17 protein-coding genes, 1 pseudogene and 1 riboswitch are annotated in these 17,816 nt (G+C 71.5%); of the genes and pseudogenes, 7 read left to right on the top strand and 11 right to left on the bottom strand.

The window, feature by feature from the left end:
• Positions 1 to 4 precede the first annotated feature (4 nt).
• Entirely contained in the window at positions 5 to 790 is a 786-nt protein-coding gene (locus JXZ78_RS28585; protein WP_030024399.1) for a hypothetical protein, read from the top strand.
• A 121-nt stretch (positions 791 to 911) separates the two neighbouring features.
• Here the strand turns inward: JXZ78_RS28585 and JXZ78_RS28580 are convergent, their stop codons facing one another.
• Positions 912 to 1,127 (bottom strand): zf-HC2 domain-containing protein, encoded by a 216-nt coding sequence (locus JXZ78_RS28580; protein ID WP_030024400.1) that lies wholly within the window; start codon positions 1,125 to 1,127, stop codon positions 912 to 914.
• Positions 1,128 to 1,188: 61 nt separating this feature from the next.
• On the opposite strand from JXZ78_RS28580, the gene JXZ78_RS28575 reads away from it, so the two are divergent.
• Complete coding sequence (locus JXZ78_RS28575; RefSeq protein WP_033039930.1) at positions 1,189 to 1,770, top strand: sigma-70 family RNA polymerase sigma factor; 582 nt, start codon at positions 1,189 to 1,191, stop codon at positions 1,768 to 1,770.
• A gap of 85 nt (positions 1,771 to 1,855) precedes the next feature.
• On the opposite strand, the gene JXZ78_RS28570 is transcribed toward JXZ78_RS28575, so the two are convergent.
• From JXZ78_RS28570 to JXZ78_RS28560, 3 genes are read right to left on the bottom strand one after another with little or no spacing between them, the layout of a single operon-like run.
• Positions 1,856 to 2,362, bottom strand: a complete 507-nt coding sequence (locus JXZ78_RS28570) for a copper chaperone PCu(A)C (RefSeq protein WP_030024402.1) — start codon at positions 2,360 to 2,362, stop codon at positions 1,856 to 1,858.
• Positions 2,359 to 4,797, bottom strand: coding sequence for a heavy metal translocating P-type ATPase (locus tag JXZ78_RS28565; RefSeq protein WP_050503011.1), 2,439 nt, complete (start codon positions 4,795 to 4,797; stop codon positions 2,359 to 2,361). The genes JXZ78_RS28570 and JXZ78_RS28565 overlap by 4 nt, the downstream gene beginning before the upstream one ends.
• Entirely contained in the window at positions 4,794 to 5,033 is a 240-nt protein-coding gene (locus tag JXZ78_RS28560; RefSeq protein ID WP_078624658.1) for a hypothetical protein, read from the bottom strand. The genes JXZ78_RS28565 and JXZ78_RS28560 overlap by 4 nt, the downstream gene beginning before the upstream one ends.
• Before the next feature lie 504 nt (positions 5,034 to 5,537).
• On the opposite strand from JXZ78_RS28560, the gene JXZ78_RS28555 reads away from it, so the two are divergent.
• Together JXZ78_RS28555 and JXZ78_RS28550 are read left to right on the top strand one after the other, a co-directional pair.
• A complete protein-coding gene (locus JXZ78_RS28555) occupies positions 5,538 to 6,887 on the top strand; it encodes a cytochrome P450 family protein (RefSeq protein ID WP_033039933.1) in 1,350 nt (449 codons plus the stop codon).
• Complete coding sequence (locus JXZ78_RS28550; RefSeq protein WP_078624659.1) at positions 6,884 to 7,930, top strand: L-tyrosine/L-tryptophan isonitrile synthase family protein; 1,047 nt, start codon at positions 6,884 to 6,886, stop codon at positions 7,928 to 7,930. Before JXZ78_RS28555 ends, JXZ78_RS28550 begins: the two co-directional genes overlap by 4 nt.
• Here JXZ78_RS28550 and JXZ78_RS28545 read toward each other — a convergent pair.
• The 3 genes from JXZ78_RS28545 to JXZ78_RS28535 all read right to left on the bottom strand — a co-directional run bounded on the left by JXZ78_RS28545 (position 7,846) and on the right by JXZ78_RS28535 (position 11,050).
• The gene (locus JXZ78_RS28545) at positions 7,846 to 8,685 is read right to left on the bottom strand and encodes an ABC transporter ATP-binding protein (RefSeq protein WP_050503012.1); all 840 of its coding nucleotides are present in this window, start codon (positions 8,683 to 8,685) and stop codon (positions 7,846 to 7,848) included. The two genes, JXZ78_RS28550 and JXZ78_RS28545, sit on opposite strands and share 85 nt — an antisense overlap.
• 68 nt (positions 8,686 to 8,753) lie before the next feature.
• Positions 8,754 to 9,788 (bottom strand): FecCD family ABC transporter permease, encoded by a 1,035-nt coding sequence (locus JXZ78_RS28540; protein WP_050503014.1) that lies wholly within the window; start codon positions 9,786 to 9,788, stop codon positions 8,754 to 8,756.
• A gap of 194 nt (positions 9,789 to 9,982) precedes the next feature.
• Positions 9,983 to 11,050, bottom strand: a complete 1,068-nt coding sequence (locus JXZ78_RS28535) for an ABC transporter substrate-binding protein (protein WP_030024408.1) — start codon at positions 11,048 to 11,050, stop codon at positions 9,983 to 9,985.
• 243 nt (positions 11,051 to 11,293) lie between these two features.
• A riboswitch (cobalamin riboswitch) is annotated at positions 11,294 to 11,506 on the top strand.
• Between JXZ78_RS28535 and nicT the strand changes: the two genes are divergently transcribed.
• Entirely contained in the window at positions 11,505 to 12,725 is a 1,221-nt protein-coding gene (nicT, locus tag JXZ78_RS28530; RefSeq protein WP_030024410.1) for a Nickel transporter NicT, read from the top strand. (Overlaps the previous riboswitch by 2 nt.)
• Before the next feature lie 189 nt (positions 12,726 to 12,914).
• On the opposite strand, the gene JXZ78_RS28525 is transcribed toward nicT, so the two are convergent.
• The 3 genes from JXZ78_RS28525 to JXZ78_RS28515 form a co-directional block, all read right to left on the bottom strand.
• Positions 12,915 to 13,415: a VOC family protein gene (locus JXZ78_RS28525; protein WP_030024411.1), complete on the bottom strand. Its 501-nt coding sequence runs from the start codon at positions 13,413 to 13,415 to the stop codon at positions 12,915 to 12,917.
• A 73-nt stretch (positions 13,416 to 13,488) separates the two neighbouring features.
• Positions 13,489 to 14,052 carry a DoxX family protein gene (locus tag JXZ78_RS28520; protein ID WP_030024413.1) on the bottom strand — a complete coding sequence of 188 codons (564 nt, stop codon included), beginning with the start codon at positions 14,050 to 14,052 and terminating at the stop codon, positions 13,489 to 13,491.
• A gap of 309 nt (positions 14,053 to 14,361) precedes the next feature.
• Positions 14,362 to 14,595 carry a hypothetical protein gene (locus tag JXZ78_RS28515; RefSeq protein WP_030024414.1) on the bottom strand — a complete coding sequence of 78 codons (234 nt, stop codon included), beginning with the start codon at positions 14,593 to 14,595 and terminating at the stop codon, positions 14,362 to 14,364.
• A gap of 284 nt (positions 14,596 to 14,879) precedes the next feature.
• Between JXZ78_RS28515 and JXZ78_RS28510 the strand changes: the two are divergent.
• Together JXZ78_RS28510 and JXZ78_RS28505 are read left to right on the top strand one after the other, a co-directional pair.
• Positions 14,880 to 15,020, top strand: a pseudogene (locus JXZ78_RS28510) (FtsK/SpoIIIE domain-containing protein); the annotation flags it as partial.
• Between the two features lie 1,117 nt (positions 15,021 to 16,137).
• A complete protein-coding gene (locus JXZ78_RS28505; RefSeq protein WP_030024416.1) occupies positions 16,138 to 16,425 on the top strand; it encodes a hypothetical protein in 288 nt (95 codons plus the stop codon).
• A 1,052-nt stretch (positions 16,426 to 17,477) separates the two neighbouring features.
• Here the strand turns inward: JXZ78_RS28505 and JXZ78_RS28500 are convergent.
• A partial coding sequence (locus tag JXZ78_RS28500) for a hypothetical protein (RefSeq protein WP_238783439.1) occupies positions 17,478 to 17,816 on the bottom strand: 339 nt, incomplete at its 5' end.

Raw genomic sequence — 17,816 nt, 5'->3', positions numbered from 1 at the left:
GGTCATGATTGCGGGGCGTGTTCTCAGGGGATTGCGGGCCGGGGTGTTCGCGGCGGTGTGTGTGCTGCTCGCCGCCCTCGGCCACGCCCTCATGTCCGACGCGCCGGTGCCCTGGTGGGTACTGCTCGGCACGATGACGGCGACGGCCTTCGGCGCGTGGTGCCTGGCCGGCCGCGAGCGGGGACCGCTGTTCGTGACCTCGCTGACACTGGCGACACAGGCCGCGCTGCACTCCGCCTTCTCCTTCGGCCAGTCGGTGGCGGCCACCGTGTCCGCCACCGCCGGCACCGGGGGTGAGCAGGTTTCGCCGGCCCAGCGGTGGGCGGCCTCGCTGATGTGCGGCACGGTCGGCCCCATCCCGCAGCGCGAGGCCGAACAGATGGTGCACGAGGCGGGAATCGGGCGTCGGTACGGGCAGGCCATGGCCGACCTGCATGCGCTGCCCTCCGGCCACGGCACGCAGGCCGTACACGATATGCACGGCCTGCACGACATGCACGGCATGCCGGGTATGGGCGGCAGCATGACCGGCATGGTCGCGGCGCACGTCCTGGTCGCGCTGCTGAGTGCCTGGTGGCTGTGCGGCGGCGAACGGGCGGCGTTCCGCGTCGTACGGACCGTCTCCGTACGGCTCTTCGTGCCGCTCGCCCTCGTCCTCCGCGTGCTCCTTCCGGAGCCGCCCCGCCCTGCCCGCCCGGTACGCCGCGAACCCCGGCGGCCGTTGCGGCGGCTGATCCTCGTCCACGTCATCTGGCTCCGCGGCCCGCCCCGGGAGATCGCTGTCCGCTGACAGCACGGTCACACCCAGGACTGCGCGCCGCACGCCGGCCGGTCCTGGCCCTGGTAATCGTCACCGGCCCCGATCGTCGTCCGTCGAATACGCGGCAGGCGGGGCCGGATCTCCCGAAGGACTACTGATGATGACTCCTGTCCGCGTCGTCACCGTATGCGGCGGGCCGCCGCAACCGGTCGAGCAACCCGTCCAGCGCCGAAGCCCGCTCCGACCAGAGACGGCAGTCCGCGCACCCCGCCAGGTGGGCGTCGAGCAGCCCGCCCGTGACGCCCGGCGGCAGCTGTTCGCCGTCCAGGCGGGCGGAGACGGCGGTTCGTACGCGCGAGCAGTGCATGCCCCCATCCTCCCCGACGTGCGCGGCAGCGGTGCCGGGACCGGCGGCGAGGAGGTGCGGCGTGCGCGATGACCGTACGGTGACGGCCTGGGCCCTGGCGGCCCGTACCGGGGACGAGGCGGCAGTGGACCGGTTCGTCCGCGCGACGCAGCTGGACGTACGGCGCTACGTCACGCACCTCAGCGGCGACGCGCAGGCCGCCGACGACCTGGTGCAGGACACCTACCTGCGGGCCCTGCGCAGCCTCCCCCGCTTCGAGGGCCGGTCGTCGGCCCGTACGTGGCTGCTGACCATCGCCCGCCGGACGGTCGCCGACCGGCTGCGGTCCCTGGCCAGCAGACCGCGGCTCGCCGGGACCGACGACTGGCAGGCCGCGGTGGAGCGGGCGCAGCCGCGCGACGTGCCCGGTTTCGACGAGGGCGTCGCCCTCACCGAACTGCTGTCGGCGCTGCCCGCACCCCGCCGGGAGGCGTTCGTACTGACCCAGGTGCTGGGCCTGCCGTACGCGGAGACGGCGGCGATCGCCGGCTGCCCGGTGGGGACGGTGCGCTCCCGGGTGGCGCGGGCCCGCGAGACGCTGGTGTCCTTGCTGGCGGAGCAGGAGAAGCACACCGCCCGTGTCCCGGCGGGCTCCGCCGCGTGAGGCGGACGGCTGGGCCGGTTGCTTGAACGGCCGGTGTCCCGGGCGTGCGCCCGGGACACCGGCCTACGACTCCTGGGGTCCGGAATCAGAGGCGCAACTGGCCCGGGCGTACGGCGACGGCCTGGGCGGTGACGGGGCCGCTGTGGCGGAAGTGCAGCGTGAACGTGAGCCGGTCGCCCGGTGCGAGCCGCGGTGGCGGGCTGACCATGACGTCCAGACCGGTCGGCGCCATCCGCAGTTCGCCGCGGGCCGGTACGGTGACGGCGCCGGCCATCTCCATCCGGTGCGCCCCTTCGGCGACCTCGACATCGCGGCCGACCATGGCCCGCCGCAGCCCGGCGGGGCCGGTGACGCCCGTCAATTCGTCGGCGGTGGTACCGGTGTTGCTGATGGTGAAGAAGGCGGCGGTGGCCTCCGTGTTGGAGGCGGTGAGGATATGGCCGTCGGCCACGGTCAGCCGGGGCGGGGTGCCCGCGTTGCCGGTGACGGTCCAGGCGGTGAGGCAGCCGAGGGTCAGCACACCTGCCAGGAGCGGTGCGGCGGCGGAGCGCAGGGTGACGCGTACGGCGGTGGGTGAGGTGGCGGGGGTCATGGGGTGTCCGGGGTGGTCGTGGGGGAGGTGCGAGAGATGCGGGTGGTACGGGAGCCGTCGGCGGGGCGGGAGGTGCGGGAGGCCGGCGTCCACGCCCGTAGGCGCAGGCTGTTGCCCACCACCAGCAGCGAACTCGCGGACATCGCGGCGGCCGCGATCATCGGATCCAGCCGACCGACGGCGGCGAGCGGCACGGTGACCAGGTTGTAGCCGAAGGCCCAGACGAGGTTGGCGCGGATGGTGCCCAGCGTGCGCCGGGCCAGCCGTACGGCGTCGGGTACGGCCTGGAGGTCCTCGCGCAGCACGGTGACGTCGGCCGCGCCGATCGCGGCGTCCGTACCGCTGCCCAGGGCGATGCCGAGGTCCGCGCGGGCCAGCGCGGCCGCGTCGTTGACCCCGTCCCCGACCACCGCGACCCGGCCGCCGTGTTCCTTCAACGTGGTGACCAGCGCGGCCTTCTCCTCGGGGAGCGCCCCGGCGTGGATCTCCGTGATGCCGAGGTGCCCGGCGACGGCGCGCGCGGTGGCCGCCCGGTCCCCGGTGGCCAGCACCGGCCGCAGGCCGAGGCGGCGCAGGTGGTCGACGGCCCGGTAGCAGTCGGGCCGCAGGGCGTCGCCGATGGAGAAGACGGCCTGTGGGGCGCCGTCGACGGTCACCAGTACGGCGGTGTGCCCGGCGCTCTCGGCCGTACGGACCGCGTCGGCGAGCGAGGCGGGCAGTTCCGTCAGCTCGCCGGGCCGCCCGACGGTCACGGACCGGCCGTCCACCTCGCCGGTCACGCCGTACCCCGCGGTCGCGGCGAAGTGCCGCGCGGCGGGCGGCGGCCGGTGGCCGGCGAGGGCTTCGCGGCGCAGATCACCGTACGCGGTGATGGCGCGTGCCAGGGGGTGTTCGGAGCCGTGCTCCACGGCGGCGGCCAGCCGGAGGGTCTCGTCGGCCGTAAGGCCGGGGGTGTCTGTGGTTCCCGTGGCACCTGTGGTTTTCGTGGCGCCCGTAGTTTCCGTGGTGCCTGTTGTTCCAGTGGTGTCTATTGTTCCCGTGGCGCCTGTGCCTTTGGTGTCCGTGCCCTCCGTACGGACCGTCATAGCGATCACGCTCATCCGCCCGGTGGTCAAGGTGCCGGTCTTGTCCAGCACCAGGGTGTCGATGCGCCGCAACCGCTCCAGAGCCTGCGGCCCGCTGACCAGAATGCCCAACTGCGCGCCCCGGCCCGTGGCGGCCGACAAGGCGGTGGGGGTGGCCAGTCCGAGCGCGCAGGGGCAGGCGACGACCAGGACGGCCACCGCGGCGGTCACCGCTGCCTGCGGGCCCGCGCCCGCACCCAGCCAGAACCCCAGGACGGTCACGGACACCGCCAGCACGGCCGGGACGAAGACCCCCGCGACCGTGTCGGCCAGGCGCTGGGCCCGGGTCTTGCCGGTCTGCGCCTCCTCCACGAGACGGGTGATCCGGGCCAGCCGGGTGTCCGCGCCGACCGCGGCCGCCCGTACTTCGAGGAGGCCGCCCACGTTCACCGCGCCGCCCACCACCGCCGAACCCGGCCCGACCTCCACCGGACCGCTCTCCCCCGTGACGAGGGAGAGGTCGAGGGCGGAACTGCCGTCCACCACCGTGCCGTCGGTGGCCACCCGCTCCCCGGGGCGTACCAGAAACCGGTCGCCGACCTGGAGCCGGGCCACCGGAATGCGGCGTTCCACAGTGGCGGCACCGTCCGCGGAGCCGCCGCCGGAACCCCTGCCCGCCGCGTCGGCCGGTACGCGTACGGACACGTCCTTGCCGACCAGTTCGGCCAGCGCCCGCAGCGCGGACCCCGTACCCCGGCGGGCCCCGGCCTCCAGCCGCCGCCCCGCGAGGACGAACAGCGGTACGCCGACCGCCGCTTCCAGGTAGAAGTGCGCGGTGCCGCCGCTCAGGAAGAGCGCGTACGCGGACCAGGCGAACGAGGCGGCCACGCCGAGGGAGACCAGGGTATCCATCGTCGCCGCGCCGTGCCGCAGACCGCGGGCCGCGCGGCGGTGGAACGGCAGCGCGCCCCACACGGCGACCGGCGCGGTCAGCGCGAAGCAGAGCCACTGCCAGTCGCGGAACTGCCAGGCGGGGACCATCGACAGGACGAGTACGGGGACGGACAGCAGCGCGGTGACGAGGAGCCGGTCGCGTTCGCCGTCCGGTGTCCGCCCTTCAGGGGAAGGCGCGTTCTCCGCCGGGCCGGTCCGCCGGCTTTCCGGAAGCTCCGCCGTGAACCCCGCGGCCTCCACCGTCGCCAGGAGGTCGGTCACCGGCACGCCGGGCGGGTGCCGGACCTGCGCCTTGCCGGTGGCCAGGTTCACCGTGGCGGTCACCCCGTCGAGCCGGCCCAGCTTCTTCTCCACCCGGTTCACGCAGGCGGCGCAGGTCATGCCGCCCACCGTGAGTACGGTGACGCGCTCGCTCATCCCCTGCCGCCCATGCCGCTCATGCCGCTCATGCCGTCCATGCCGCCCGAGGGGTCGCCGGCTCCGGATTGTTGTGGTGCTCCGGGAAGCGTGCCGCTCGGCCGCATGCCCGGCGCCACGGGTCCGGCGGCCGAGCCCGCCCCGTACGCGCAGACGAACAGGACGGCGAGCAGTGCCACGAACCCGATCACCGGTTTCGCGGGCAGTGCGGATGACAGACGCTCTACGAGAGGCATGGCCGCTCCGATACACAGATACAGATTCGGACACCGACGACGGAAAGGGGGGCCGGGCTCTCCGAGCCCGAAAAGGCGAGGCGGGAGAAACGGAAAACGGAGTACGAGAAACGGGAAAGAAGGCGCGGGACAGCTCGCGCTTTCCGGGCCCAGCGCCTCGCACCCCGCGCCTAGCCACCCTGCCCCGCCCCACCGCCCGAAGCCGCCATCCTGGCACGGCCACAGCCCCCTCCCCCCTCTCCGACCGCCCCCGCCCCACGTGAGGTTTGTCCTGGTCACCCGCCGGAACTCTCTCGGCCGCCCATCCGACTACCTAAGACTGCGACCGCCGTTCACGAGGGCTCCCCACCGGAATTGCCGCATCCCCTCGGCGGAATTCCCGTAGCGCGCCGGGAACTCGTCCGCCTTTCCGCCCGACCTCTGAGGGAAGCGTGCGCACGACCGACCTCGGGCGTGTGAGCGAACAACTGCCACGCACTGCAAGCCTTTGAGGAGCACCCGCCCATGCCCCTTCCCGAATCCGAACCGCTCCCCCTCTACGGGGAGAGCTACAAGCGTGATCCGTACCCCCTCTACGCCGAACTGCGCGAGCGCGGCCCTGTCCACCGCGTCCGGTTCCCGAGCGGTGTGTGCGCCTGGCTCGTCACCGGATACGAAGCCGCTCACCGGGCGCTGAACGACCCGCGGCTCGGCAAACACCACTCCCGGGGCAACGCGGCCTGGCGCGCCCGTGCCTCGATCATGCCGGAGCCGCAGCACTCACAGCTCCAGGTGCACCTGCTGCACCAGGACCCGCCCCGGCACACCGCCCTGCGACGGCTGATCACGGACGCCTTCGCGCCCCGGCGCGTCGCGGAACTCCGCCCGCGCTTCGAGGCCTTGGCCGACGCGTTGCTGGACGAGCTGCCGCCGTCCGAGCGTCCGGGACGCGGCGGCACCGCCGATCTCGTCGCGTCGTTCGCCGCCCGCTTCCCCTTGCTCGTACTCTCCGAGGTCATCGGCCTGCCGGAAGAGTTCACCCGGCGCTTCGACCGGGACTGGGGCAAGGTCGTCCAGCCCGTCGGCCCGGCGGATCCCGGCCGCCCGGCCTACGAGGCGAGACTGCGCGGCCTACAGGAGTTCATCGCGGGCCTGGTACGGCACAAGCGGCGGGAACGCGGCACCGACCTGCTCTCCCGTCTCGTCACCGCCCGCGACGAAGGCGCGCTGGACGACGCCGAGCTGGACTCCATGATCTTCCAACTCCTCGTCGCCGGACAGGAACCCGTCACCCACCAGATCACGACCGCCCTGATCGCCCTCCTGCGCCACCCGCACCACCTCACGGCGCTCCGCGACGACCCCGCGCTTCTCCCCCGCGCCGTCGAGGAACTGCTGCGGTACGACAGTGCCTTCGAGCTGACGACCTGGCGCTTCCTCGCCACGGACGCGGACGTGTCCGGCACCCGGATTCCGGCCGGCGACTCCGTGATCGTCTCGCTGTGCGCCGCCAACCGCGACCCCGCCCGATTCCCCGCCCCCGACACCCTGGACCTCGGCCGGTCCCCCAACCCCCACCTCGCCTTCGGCCACGGAATCCATTTCTGCCCGGGCGCCACCCTGGCCCGTACCGAACTGCACGTCGCCCTGGAGACGGTGCTCCGCCGCCTGCCGGGACTCCGCCTGGCCGTACCGGACAGCGAGCTGAAGTGGATACCGGCGGTGCTCGCGCGGGGGGTCGGCGAGCTACCGGTGGCGTACGGCGCGTCCGCCACCGGGCGCCCCGCGGCGGAGAGTTCCCCGGCGGCAAGCTCGGGTGCTCCTCGCGGCTGCCCCTTCGGCGCCCCGGCCCTCACCTCCGAAGAGGCCCGATGAACAGCACAGCGGCCGCCATCCTCACCACTCTCCTCCCACACTGCCGCACCCCGGAGGAGACGACGGCCGGGGGCGGAGCGACCGCCCTCACCCCCGCCCACTTCCCGTACCAACTGCTCCGACTGGAAGCCCTGGTGGCAGCCCGCCGCCCGATCCGTTTCACCCTCCCCGGCTTCCCCTGCAAGTCCCCCAACCCCGCCAAGGTCGTCGGCCGGCTCCCCGACGAGGGTGAACGCCTCGCCCTGCGCTCCCTCGACCGGCTGTGCGCCCGGATCGGGGAGCTGTACGCGCCCGGCGCGCGGCTCGTCATCTGCTCCGACGGGCACCTCTTCAGCGACCTGATCGGCGTCCCGGACCCGCACGTGGACGCGTACAACGACGCGCTGCGCGCCATGATCCGTACGGCCGGACTGTCCCACCTCACCACCTTCGACCTGCGGGACGTTTACGGGGACCGGTCCTGCGACGCCAAACGCGCGGAGGTGCACCGCCGGTACGCGCCCTCCCTGGACTCGCTGCGCGCCGAGACCCGGGACCCGGCCGCCCACGGTGGTGAAACGCTTCGCCTCTACCGGGGCATCACTCGCTTCCTGTTCGAGGACACCACCGGCTTCGAGGGCACCCGCTCCGCCCTGCAACGCGCCTGCCGCACCCGCGCCTACGGAGTCGTCCAGCGCAGCCGCGCCTGGGGCGCGCTGATCGCCGAGCATCACCCGGACGCCCTACGGCTGTCCATCCATCCGCAGCCGCCCGGCACGGCGAAGTTCGGCATCCGGCTGCTCGACGCGCCCGACGTGTGGATGACGCCGTGGCACGCGTGCGTGCTGCGCGACGCGGACGGCGGCGTACGGCTGATGCGCGCGGCGGACGCGGCTCGGCTCGGGCAGCTCGTCCACCGGGACGGCCGCCCGAGCCATTACGTAGCGGACGTGTACGAGACCGGGCGGCCGGCGCCGGCTCAGCTCCCCGGCCCCGCAACTGCACCTGCACCTGCGTCCGCCCCCGTACCCGCACCCGCACCCGCACCCGCACCCGCACGCTGATCGACGGCGATCAGCGGGTCCCCCGTCAGCGGGTGATCGACCACCGCCGCCCGCACCCCGAACACCTCGGCCAGCAGCTCCGGCGTCAGCACCTCGCGCGGCGTGCCGGACGCCACCACCGTCCCCGCGGAGAGCACGTGGAGCCGGTCGCAGACCGAGGCCGCCGCGTTCAGGTCGTGCAGGGAGACGAGCGTCGTACAGGCCCGGCCGCGCAGCAGGTTCAGCAGCTCGACCTGGTGCCGTACGTCCAGGTGGTTCGTCGGTTCGTCCAGGACGAGGACGTCCGGCGCCTGGGCGAAGGCGCGGGCGAGCAGGGCCCGCTGCCGCTCCCCGCCGGAGAGCGCCGAGAACCGCCGCCCGCCGTGCTCCGCCAGCCCCACGTCGGCCAGGGCGCGCGCCACCGTCTCCCGGTCGGCCCGGTCGTCGCCCGCGAACGCCCGCTTGTACGGGGTGCGGCCCATCGCCACCACCTCGTGGACGGTGAGTTCGAAGTCGCCACCGCGTTCCTGGGGCAGGGCGGCGATGTGCCGGGCGGTGCGCGACGGCGGCATGGCTCTGATGTCCTCCCCGGCGAGCAGCACCCGGCCCGCTTCGGGGGTCAGGTGCCGGTAGACCGTACGCAGCACCGTGGACTTGCCGCTGCCGTTCGGGCCGACCACGCCCGCGATCTCGCCGGGCGCGGCCATCAGACGCACTCCGGCCACCACGCACCGGCCGGCGTAGGAGACCCGCAGGTCCTCGATGTCGATCCGCATGCCGTGGCCCGTGACGGCTTCCGTACGTTCCCCTCCGCCCGTACCCGTACCCGTACCCGTACCGCTCCTCATGCTCCCGCCCCCGATCCGGATCCCGCTCCCAGCCGCCGGTCCAGCACATACAGCAGTACCGGCGCGCCGATCAGTGCCGTCACCACGCCCACCGGCAGTTCCTGGCCGTCCATGGCGGTACGGCACGCGATGTCCACCACGACCAGCAGGAACGCCCCGGTCAGCGCGGCCAGCGGCAGTAGTCTGCGGTGGTCGCCCCCGACGATCAGCCGGCACAGGTGCGGCACCATCAGCCCCACGAAGGCGACCGCCCCGGACACGGACACCAGGACGCCGGTGAGCAGGCTGGTCACCACGAACAGCAGCCGGCGCAGCCGGACCACGTCCACGCCGACGCTCGCCGCCGTCTCGTCCCCCATCGTCAGCGCGTTCAGCGCGCGGGCCCGCGCCTGGAGGACCAGCAGCCCGGCCGGTACGGCGACGGCCGGCAGCAGGAGCGTGCCCCAAGTGGCCCCGCCCAGGCTGCCCATCAGCCAGAACAGCACGCCACGCGTCTGCTGCTCGTCCCCGGCCTGCAGTACGAGGTAGCTGGTGAACCCGGCCAGGAACTGCCCGACGCCGACCCCGGCCAGCACCAGCCGCAGCGGCGCGAAGCCGCCGCCCCGGCGGGCCAGCGTCCACACCAGCGCGAACGAGGCGAGCGCCCCGGCGAAGGCCGCCAACGGCAGCCCCACCCCACCGCCCAGCCCGAACGTCCCGCCCGCGCCCGCCAGGGTGCCCGCTCCCAGCACGATCGCGGCCACCGCGCCCAGCGAAGCACCGTTGGAGATGCCGAGCAGGTACGGATCCGCCAGCGGGTTGCGCACCAGCGCCTGGGTGGCCGTACCGACGAGCCCGAGGCCCGCGCCGACCAGCGCGGCGAGCAGCGCCCGCGGCACCCGCAGCTGCCAGACGATCAGATCGTCCGTACCCGGCCGGGGCGGTTCACCCCCCAGCCGCCGGAACACCACGGACCAGACCTCGGCCGGGGCGATGTCGCTGGCACCGAGTGCGACGGCCGTGGTCAGCGCGGTGAGCAGGGCGACCAGCAGCCCGAGAGCGAGCCAAGTGGCGCGCGCCCGGCCGCCCCTTTGTCCCTCGTCTCCCCCGCCTCGCTCGACGCCCCGCCGCGAAACCTGCCCTTCGGCCTCCCACCCCGGAGCCTGACCGACGGCCTCACCCTTCTCCCCCTTCTCCCCCTTCTCTTCCTTCTTTCCTTTCTTTCCCTTCTCCTCCACCGACGCCATCAGCGGCCCGCCCCGGACCCGGCCAGCCGGTCCGGGTAGAGCGTCGCCGCGATCCGCCGCACCGTATCGGCGTTACCCACCCCGGCAATGGTCGTCTGCTCCGAGCCGATACGCAGGAATTTCCCTTCCCGCACCGCGCGCAGTCCCGCCGTGGCCGGAAATTCCTTGAGGAACCTCTCGGCCTCGTCGAATGCCTTCTCGGTGGCCGCGGCACTTCCCCGGTTCCGTACGCCGAGCTGGATCCAGTCGGGGTTCTTTCCGACCACGTCCTCCCACGACACCCGCTTGAAATCGCCCGCACAGTCCGCGAAGACGTTCCGCGCCCCGGCTTCGGTCAGCACGGCATGGGCCACCTGCCGGTTGCAGGCCGCGATGGGCTGCTTCGTCCCCGCGTCGAAATCGAAGAAGAAGTACGACGGCCGCTTCGCCACAGGCACGTCCGCGATGGCCTCACGTACCGAGGAAACCTTCTTCTCCATCTCCTCCACCAGCTGCACCGCACGCTGTGAGGTGCCCGTGACCAGCCCGAGCCGCCGAATGTCACCTTCCACCGCGGACAGGTCCCGCTGCGGCACCTTCTTGCGCGGCGCACACGCCGTGGAAGCCAGATAGATGTGCTTGATGCCCGCCGCGGCGAATTCCTCCTCGCTCGGACCGGTCGCCGCGCCGCCCATGTTGCCCATGGACGCGAACGTGTCGACATAGACGTCGGCTCCGGAACCGAGCAGTTTCTCCTTCGGAATCACCGTCTTCCCCAGCACCGGGACGCGCTGCGCCCGGGCGTCGAGTTCAGGCGGCAACTTCCCTTTTCCCGGTGGGAATCCGGTACCGACGACGCGGTCGCCTGCTCCCAGCCGGAGCAGCATTTCCAGGCTCGCCGCATTGCTGGTGACGATTTTCCGCGGCGCCTCGGAGAACGTCGTCCGCCGCCCGTCGCAATCGGTGACCGTGACGGGAAAGCCACCCGCCCCGTCGCCCTGACCGTCCGCGGCCCCCGCTGCCGTACGCCCGTCGGCACTGCCGCAGCCGGTGGCCAGCGCGGCCACCGCCAGCACCGCCGCCGCCATGGCCGCCACCGCCGCCACCGGCCGGCCTCGCCGCGCCGAGGGGCCGTCCGGCACCGACCGGCCTCTCGGCGACCGGCTTCCGGCCACCGGCTCCACCAGATTCATCCGAGGACGCATACGTCCGCTCTCCCTGCCTCTCGACCACCCGACGGCCCGCGCGCACGGGCCCGGGACCAGGTAGTCGAGCGGACGGCGCCCCGGGTTCCCGCCGCATTGGTCCGATGACCACACCGCCGCCGGACGTTAGAGTGTCCGGGCCGTGGTGTCGGGAAGACCGGTGAAGACCGTCAGGTCCAGACCGGAGCGGCCCTCGCCACTGTGATCGGGAAGTTCCCGCCCCGTTCCGTACCCGCCCCGCGCCCGTACGGAGCCACTGGCCGCAGCCCGCGGCCGGGAAGGCAGGGGCGGGCGCGCACACCCGTCAGCCAGGAGACCGGCCACGGCATCTCACGAACTGATCCACGAGGTGCTGGAGCGTGACCACCGGATGCCCCTGTCCGCCGATTCCCCTACCCCGCCCCCGTCCCCGTCCCCGCCTTCTCCCTCTTCCCCCTCCCCTTCTTCCCCCTCCCCGATCTCTTCCGCGCCGTTGCCCGGGTTCCGCTGGCGGCGGCAGGACACCGTCCGGACCGCGGGGCTGATGGCGGTCATCGCCGCCCTGCACGTCGTCGCCTTCGGTGTGCTCTTCCTGCTGGTCGTGCCGCACCACTACACCGTGGGCTCGCAGGTCTTCGGCGTCGGTCTCGGCGTCACCGCGTACACCCTCGGCATGCGGCACGCCTTCGACGCCGACCACATCGCCGCCATCGACAACACCACCCGCAAACTGATGGCCGACGGCAAGCGCCCGGTCTCGGTGGGTTTCTGGTTCGCGCTCGGGCACTCCAGCGTGGTCGTCGCCATGGCGGCGCTGGTCGCGGGCGGCGCGCAGCTGGCCGGCACCCTGCTCGACGACGGATCGAGCACCCACCAGGTGCTCGGCACCGTGGGCACCACGGTCTCCGGCAGCTTCCTCTACCTCATCGCCGCGCTCAACCTCGTCGCGCTGGCGGGTATCTGGCGGGTGTTCCGGGCGATGCGGCAGGGCCGGTACGACGAGTCGGAGCTGGAGCAGCACCTCGACTCCCGTGGCTTCATGAACCGCGTCCTGGGCCGCTTCACCCGCTCCATCACCCGGCCCGGCCAGATGTACCCGCTCGGCCTGCTCTTCGGCCTCGGCTTCGACACCGCGACCGAGGTGACACTGATGGTGATGGCGGGCAGCGGCGCGGCGGCCGGTCTGCCCTGGTACGCGATCCTGGTGCTGCCGCTGCTGTTCGCGGCGGGGATGAGCCTGTTCGACACGCTGGACGGTACGTTCATGAACTTCGCGTACCAGTGGGCGTTCTCGAACCCGGTGCGCAAGGTCTACTACAACCTCACGATCACCGGTCTGTCGATCGCCGTGGCCTTCTTCATCGGGACCATCGAACTGGTCACCGTCCTGCACGAGAAACTTCACCTGACGGACGGCGTGACCGGCTGGATCTCGTCGATCGACCTGGACAACGTGGGCTTCGTCATCGTCGGGCTGTTCGTGGTGGTCTGGGCGGCGGCGCTGGCGTACTGGCGGCTGGCCGGGGTGGAGAAGCGCTGGTCGGCGCGGGCCACGGAGGCGGCCCGGGAGCCCGCCTGACCCACCGGGCCGGGCGCTGCGGGTGCCTGGCCCGGGCGCCTGGCCCGGGCACCGTGGGCGGGGGCCGGGCACCGTGGGCGGGGGCCGGCCCGTGGGCGGGGGCCGGGCACCGCGCCCGCCCTCAGGTGCCGCACCGGTACCGGCTACCGCGCCCGCCCTCAGGTCGCCGCCCCGACCACCATGTCCGCCTCAGGTCGCCGAACCGGCCGCCGCACCCGTCTTCAGATCGCGGCCCCAGCGCGCCAGCTCGGCTTCGAGGTCGAGCGGGCGCAGCCGGTCCGGCTCGTCCGGGCCCGGCCACTCCGTACGGGGCACCCGCCACATGACCTCGAACTCGTTGCCGTCCGGATCCTTGGCGTACAGCGACTTGGACACCAGGTGATCGGTGGCGCCGACCAGCGCGCCCCGACCCGCCAAGTGCGCCGCCACGTCCGCCAGCTCCCCGAGGGTGCCGACCTCCCAGGCCAGGTGGTACAGCCCCACCCGCCCGTGCTCGGGGCCGGGCGCCCCGGCGCCGACCGCGAACAGCCCGAGATCATGATCGTTGGCGGTCCCCTCGGCACTGAGGAACGCGGCCCTCCCCGGTATCTCGGTGTCCACCCGGAACCCCAGCGCCTCCGTGTAGAAGGCCACGGCGCGCGCCACGTCCCGTACGTAGAGCACCGCGTGATTCAGCCGCCGCACCGCCACGTCAATCCCTCACCTTTCCGCTTCTCTCCGGACACACATCACTTCACCTGGCTCCGCGCGCTTCCGACAGGTGTCAGTCGCGCACCAGCAGCATCACGAACGCCACGACCACGCCGAACACCAGAGCCGCCACCCCGTAGGCGAGCCGGTGGTTACGCAGGACCGGGAGCAGCCGGTCGACCGCGTACCGGCCGGGCCCGGTCAGCGCCAGGGCTCCCGCGCCCGCCGTGAGCAGCAGCTCGTACTCGACACCCTCGGGCGCGAAGAAGCCGCCGCCCCACTTCACGGCCAGCGCGTTCACCATCGTCCCGACGACCGCCGCGCCCGCCAGCGGCGTCAGCAGCCCGAGGACGAGCCCGAGGCCGCCCAGCGTCTCGCTGAGACCGGCCACCACGGCCATGGCCTTGCCGGCCGGGTAGCCACTGGCCGTGAAGAACTGCCCGGTCCCGTCCAGCCCCGGCCCGCCGAACCAGCCGAACAGCTTCTGCGCGCCGTGCGCGGCCATGATCAGACCGACCGCGAGCCGCAACAGCAGCAGACCGACGTCGTACGCGTGCGGGGTCGCGGCATGGCGGTCGTCGATGCTGCTGCCGTAGTCACGGAGGGGGCTACGGAGAGGGCTGAGGGGGGAGGTCATGCGAGCGCTCATTTCTGTCTGGTCTGTCCGGGCCGACGGGCCCTGCGGGAGGGCCGGGTCGCTCCCGACGGAAGTACTTGAAACTTCAAGTCACACTCCGACGATACACATCACTTGAAAGCCCAACAACAGCGCCGCGCCCACGCCCTAACTCTTCGGACACCACCCCACACAAGGCGTAACCCTCACCTCTACCCACCCCCAAAGCCCCCCACCCACACCCACCACACCCCAAAACCCCCTAAACCCACTCCCACCCCACCCATCCCATCCCATCCCACTCCACCTCCTCCCTACACCTCCCCCTCCCTACACCTCCCCCTCCCCGCCCCTCCACGTGTCCTTGTCCCCGCCACGCCACTCGACGAGCCCCGGAGCATCCAGATCGATGTCCTCGGCATCCGGCGCCAGCCCCGCGTGCCGCAGGAATTCGGCGACATCACCACGCCCGTGCGCCAGCCCGACGATCTGCCCATGAACGGTGACCCGCCGCGCACCGGACGAGGAAGGCGGATGGACGATCACCGGCGGATGCTCAACCATGCTTTCAGCGTGCACCGAGACCGACCACCACGCATGTCGACCACACCCCGACACAGCGCCACCCGACACCTGCGCCCTGGGTCTGGACTTCACCGTCACCACCGAAGCCCGACCGGGCCTGCCGCTGCGCGCCATCACCGACGTCAGCCGCAGATGCCACACGCCGACGGCCTCCTCACCACTCCTCACCACTCCAAGAGTCCCGCCCGCCCGAGTCTCGCGCCCCGGCCGCACCGTTCGCAGCTCGCTCCGCGGAACCTCGAAGAGGCGACTGAGCACGAGACTCCGGCACCTGGAGCCTGCCTGACCACGAACGCCCGGCGCCTGTAGTGCTGTTCGAGGCCGAGGTGGCGGAAATCTTCCTCACCGCCATGAAGAAGGACGAACAACGTCGGAACGAGAAAGCCACTCAGCTCATCCGACTCGTGTCGCCGACAGTCGGACCACGTCTTCACCACTCACACCGGCCGGCCAACCAAGCCGCAAAATCTCTACCGCTCCTTCACCCGCGTCACCAAGAACGCCGACCTCCACATGCCCCGGCTGCACGACACCCGACACGACCGCGCACCCCTGCTGCCCACCACCGGAGCCACCCCGCGCCGTCGACGTCGTTCCTGAACACCGAAGACCCCCCGTCAAGATCGACGAGGGGTCTTCGCGCTGGTGGGCACAACAGGATTTGAACCTGTGACATCTGCTTTGTAAGTTCGATCACCATCGACCACCTGCTGGTGCCTCGTTGCGCGGCTGGCATCATATGGTCCAGGCAGCGCCACGGCGATCCGTCAACGTCCTACGACGTTGATGTCAGCCGGTGATGTCAGAGACGGCAACCCCGGCCACACCCCCTGATCTTCATACCCTCATCAGCATCTCGTCGCCGCTTCGCATCCGCACTGCCGTCATTGAGCTACCGCCGCGCCCTCGCCCACTCAAATGGATCAAAGTTATAACGTGCAGCGATCACCCTTTAAACGATGTGCAACCGCTCCGAGGTCCCGTCAGGCCTTTTGAGCGACAGGGCCGTTCCGTCTTGTGTTTGAGCTTCTAGAAATGCATAGATCTGTACGGCGCGATTGATTACATCGGCCTTCGACAGACCCGTACCCTCCATGAGATCTGCAATCGCCTTAACAGCAGGTGGGACGAGCGTCACGGAGTAACGCTCGCTCGTCGACTGGGTCATCGGTCTCTTCCTCCAGATCCTTTGGTGCACCTACCTACCGATGCTGCAAGACCGCAGGAAGCGAGGCACCTACCCACATCGTAGACGCACCACCTCTGGTGCGTCTACGCACCAAACGTGCTAAGGTCTGCCACACCTCGGCGCTGTCTCGATAGCATCCGAGGTGAGCCGAGGTCCGGATGTTTCAACATGGACCTCAGCAGTCACGCGCAGGGCTGGCTCGCCAGTCCCTGTGTTCGAGTAGCAGCTACCCAGCAGCCAGCGGAGGTGATGGGCGTGATTCTATAAAGGTCCAGTTCAATACCTCATGCGATGGCGTATGAGGGCTGGGCCTTCCCTTAGGGGGAGACTCAATGAACGACCAGAACAACGCGCAGCCCACTTCGGCGGCCTACGTGACCTTCAGCACTACGCCGGAGGGGCCGTCAATCGCCCTGGGGGTACCCGCCGAACAGTCGGGTCTCCTGATGAGGAGCGTTTCGGCGGCCACCGGAGTGGCAGGGTCCGCTCTCGGGCCTTACTTGATGGCTCGCGCATTGCACTTGGTCAAGTCGGACGCGCCTTGGCAGCTTCAGGTGGCCCTGTTGGTTTTGGCCGCATTGCTGCCGCTTCTCTACATCTTGCTCGGCCGCCGCAGCTGACAAGCTATAGACACAGGCGTGGTCTTCTAGGATCGGCGCAACCTGTACCCCCAGTCGCTTGATTGGGGGTACATATCTTGCTTTGCGGACACTTGCATCGGATACGACACCGATCGGGCGAAAAGAGCTGAGCGTCCATGACGTGCTCTACCACATCGCGGCAGCAGTTGCTCCCCCTCAACCATGAATCGGGATCCGGTCCGCTCACGCTGCCGCATCTGTGACGGCAGCGGTACGGCGCACAGCCTCCGCCGGCCGTTGTGCCAGGAGTGCTCAGCGCCACCAACCCCACCCCTCCCGTAGCCTGCCTGCCTCGACAGGACTACGGCCTATGGCGCGGTCGGCAGCGCGCCTGCCACGTAAACCGCTCACCGCTTCCGCCTTCATCTTCATCACCTCTCATCTGCACCCTTCCCGCCTCCCCCGGGCCCTCCGCCGGGTCTGCCCTCCTGGGTCGCGGGCTCTGGTGCTGCCGCTCGGCTCACCCCAGTGGCGGGCGCCTGCGGCCTGGTCATGCGGGGCGGGCGTCGCGGGTGACGATCTTGGCTGGTGGGGTGTTTGCTCGTTCCGGCGCTGCTTTTGGGCGGGGCAAAGCGTGTGCGAAGCACCCCGTGGCAGCTTTAGGTGGCGCGGGGCCGGGGGCCGGGCGGAGCGGGCCGGAGGCAGGAGCGGCGCCCGGCTCCCCGAGCTCCGCGCCGGCCCGCATTGCGGGCCGGTAGGGCGTGCTTCGTAGCGGCGGCTGCCAAGCCGTTGCCCGCGCGCCGGATGCCGAAGGCAAGAGCACCCACAAGGCCAATGCCGTTCCCCGCAGCGCCCACTCCGGCGACGGCCGGGCCGCTGGGTGCTTGGCCGACGGGAACGAACCCATCTGCGCGTTCTCACCAGCTCCCCGCGGCCTTCAATCGGAGCTTCGCGTCCGTACGCGCTCGGCGTCAGGGCGGCCTCGGTCGGGAATGGCAATCCTCCTGTGGGAACTCCCGGAGTGCTCCCCCTCTTTCCCCACCCCTCCCCGCCCGAAGGGCGGGGCTTGAACCAGTAGAGAAAGTTGTAACTCAGGCTGGCGGGAGGGGCTTGAAGTCCTCTGTGCAGGCGGGGAGTACGGTGCCCTGGCGGTGGGCGAGGGGCAGGTAGATCACGGGGCGGATCGTCCAGGTGATGCGGGTGGTGGCCTGGGTGACGGTCACCGTGGAGGGCTGTCGGCGGAGCAGGGCTGACCTGGCCTTCATGCGTCCTTCGCAGAGCCAGGTCCAGGCTTCGCGTGAGGCGTCCGGGGAGAGGGCCGGTGTGATGGTGCGGAGGGCGACCGCTACCCACCGGTCGGCCTGGTGGGCCGAGTAGGCGTCGAAGGATGCGTGAAGGGCCGGCCTCTCGGTCGGGTTGGCGAGGTCCTG

Source organism: Streptomyces monomycini (genome assembly GCF_022271435.1).
GTDB classification, from domain to species: Bacteria; Actinomycetota; Actinomycetes; order Streptomycetales; family Streptomycetaceae; genus Streptomyces; species Streptomyces monomycini.
The sequence above is the reverse complement of the archived record's forward strand: the minus strand, read 5'-3'. Positions and strand labels throughout refer to the sequence as shown.

What these genes read in the sequence shown, in the direction of transcription:
- JXZ78_RS28585 (WP_030024399.1), top strand. Translation starts at nt 5, where the DNA reads ATGATTGCGGGGCGTGTTCTCAGGGGATTGCGGGCCGGGGTGTTCGCG.
- JXZ78_RS28580 (WP_030024400.1), bottom strand. Translation starts at nt 1,127, where the DNA reads ATGCACTGCTCGCGCGTACGAACCGCCGTCTCCGCCCGCCTGGACGGC.
- JXZ78_RS28570 (WP_030024402.1), bottom strand. Translation starts at nt 2,362, where the DNA reads ATGACCCCCGCCACCTCACCCACCGCCGTACGCGTCACCCTGCGCTCC.
- JXZ78_RS28565 (WP_050503011.1), bottom strand. Translation starts at nt 4,797, where the DNA reads ATGAGCGAGCGCGTCACCGTACTCACGGTGGGCGGCATGACCTGCGCC.
- JXZ78_RS28560 (WP_078624658.1), bottom strand. Translation starts at nt 5,033, where the DNA reads ATGCCTCTCGTAGAGCGTCTGTCATCCGCACTGCCCGCGAAACCGGTG.
- JXZ78_RS28555 (WP_033039933.1), top strand. Translation starts at nt 5,538, where the DNA reads ATGCCCCTTCCCGAATCCGAACCGCTCCCCCTCTACGGGGAGAGCTAC.
- JXZ78_RS28550 (WP_078624659.1), top strand. Translation starts at nt 6,884, where the DNA reads ATGAACAGCACAGCGGCCGCCATCCTCACCACTCTCCTCCCACACTGC.
- JXZ78_RS28545 (WP_050503012.1), bottom strand. Translation starts at nt 8,685, where the DNA reads ATGCGGATCGACATCGAGGACCTGCGGGTCTCCTACGCCGGCCGGTGC.
- JXZ78_RS28535 (WP_030024408.1), bottom strand. Translation starts at nt 11,050, where the DNA reads ATGGCGGCGGCGGTGCTGGCGGTGGCCGCGCTGGCCACCGGCTGCGGC.
- JXZ78_RS28520 (WP_030024413.1), bottom strand. Translation starts at nt 14,052, where the DNA reads ATGACCTCCCCCCTCAGCCCTCTCCGTAGCCCCCTCCGTGACTACGGC.
- JXZ78_RS28515 (WP_030024414.1), bottom strand. Translation starts at nt 14,595, where the DNA reads ATGGTTGAGCATCCGCCGGTGATCGTCCATCCGCCTTCCTCGTCCGGT.
- JXZ78_RS28505 (WP_030024416.1), top strand. Translation starts at nt 16,138, where the DNA reads ATGAACGACCAGAACAACGCGCAGCCCACTTCGGCGGCCTACGTGACC.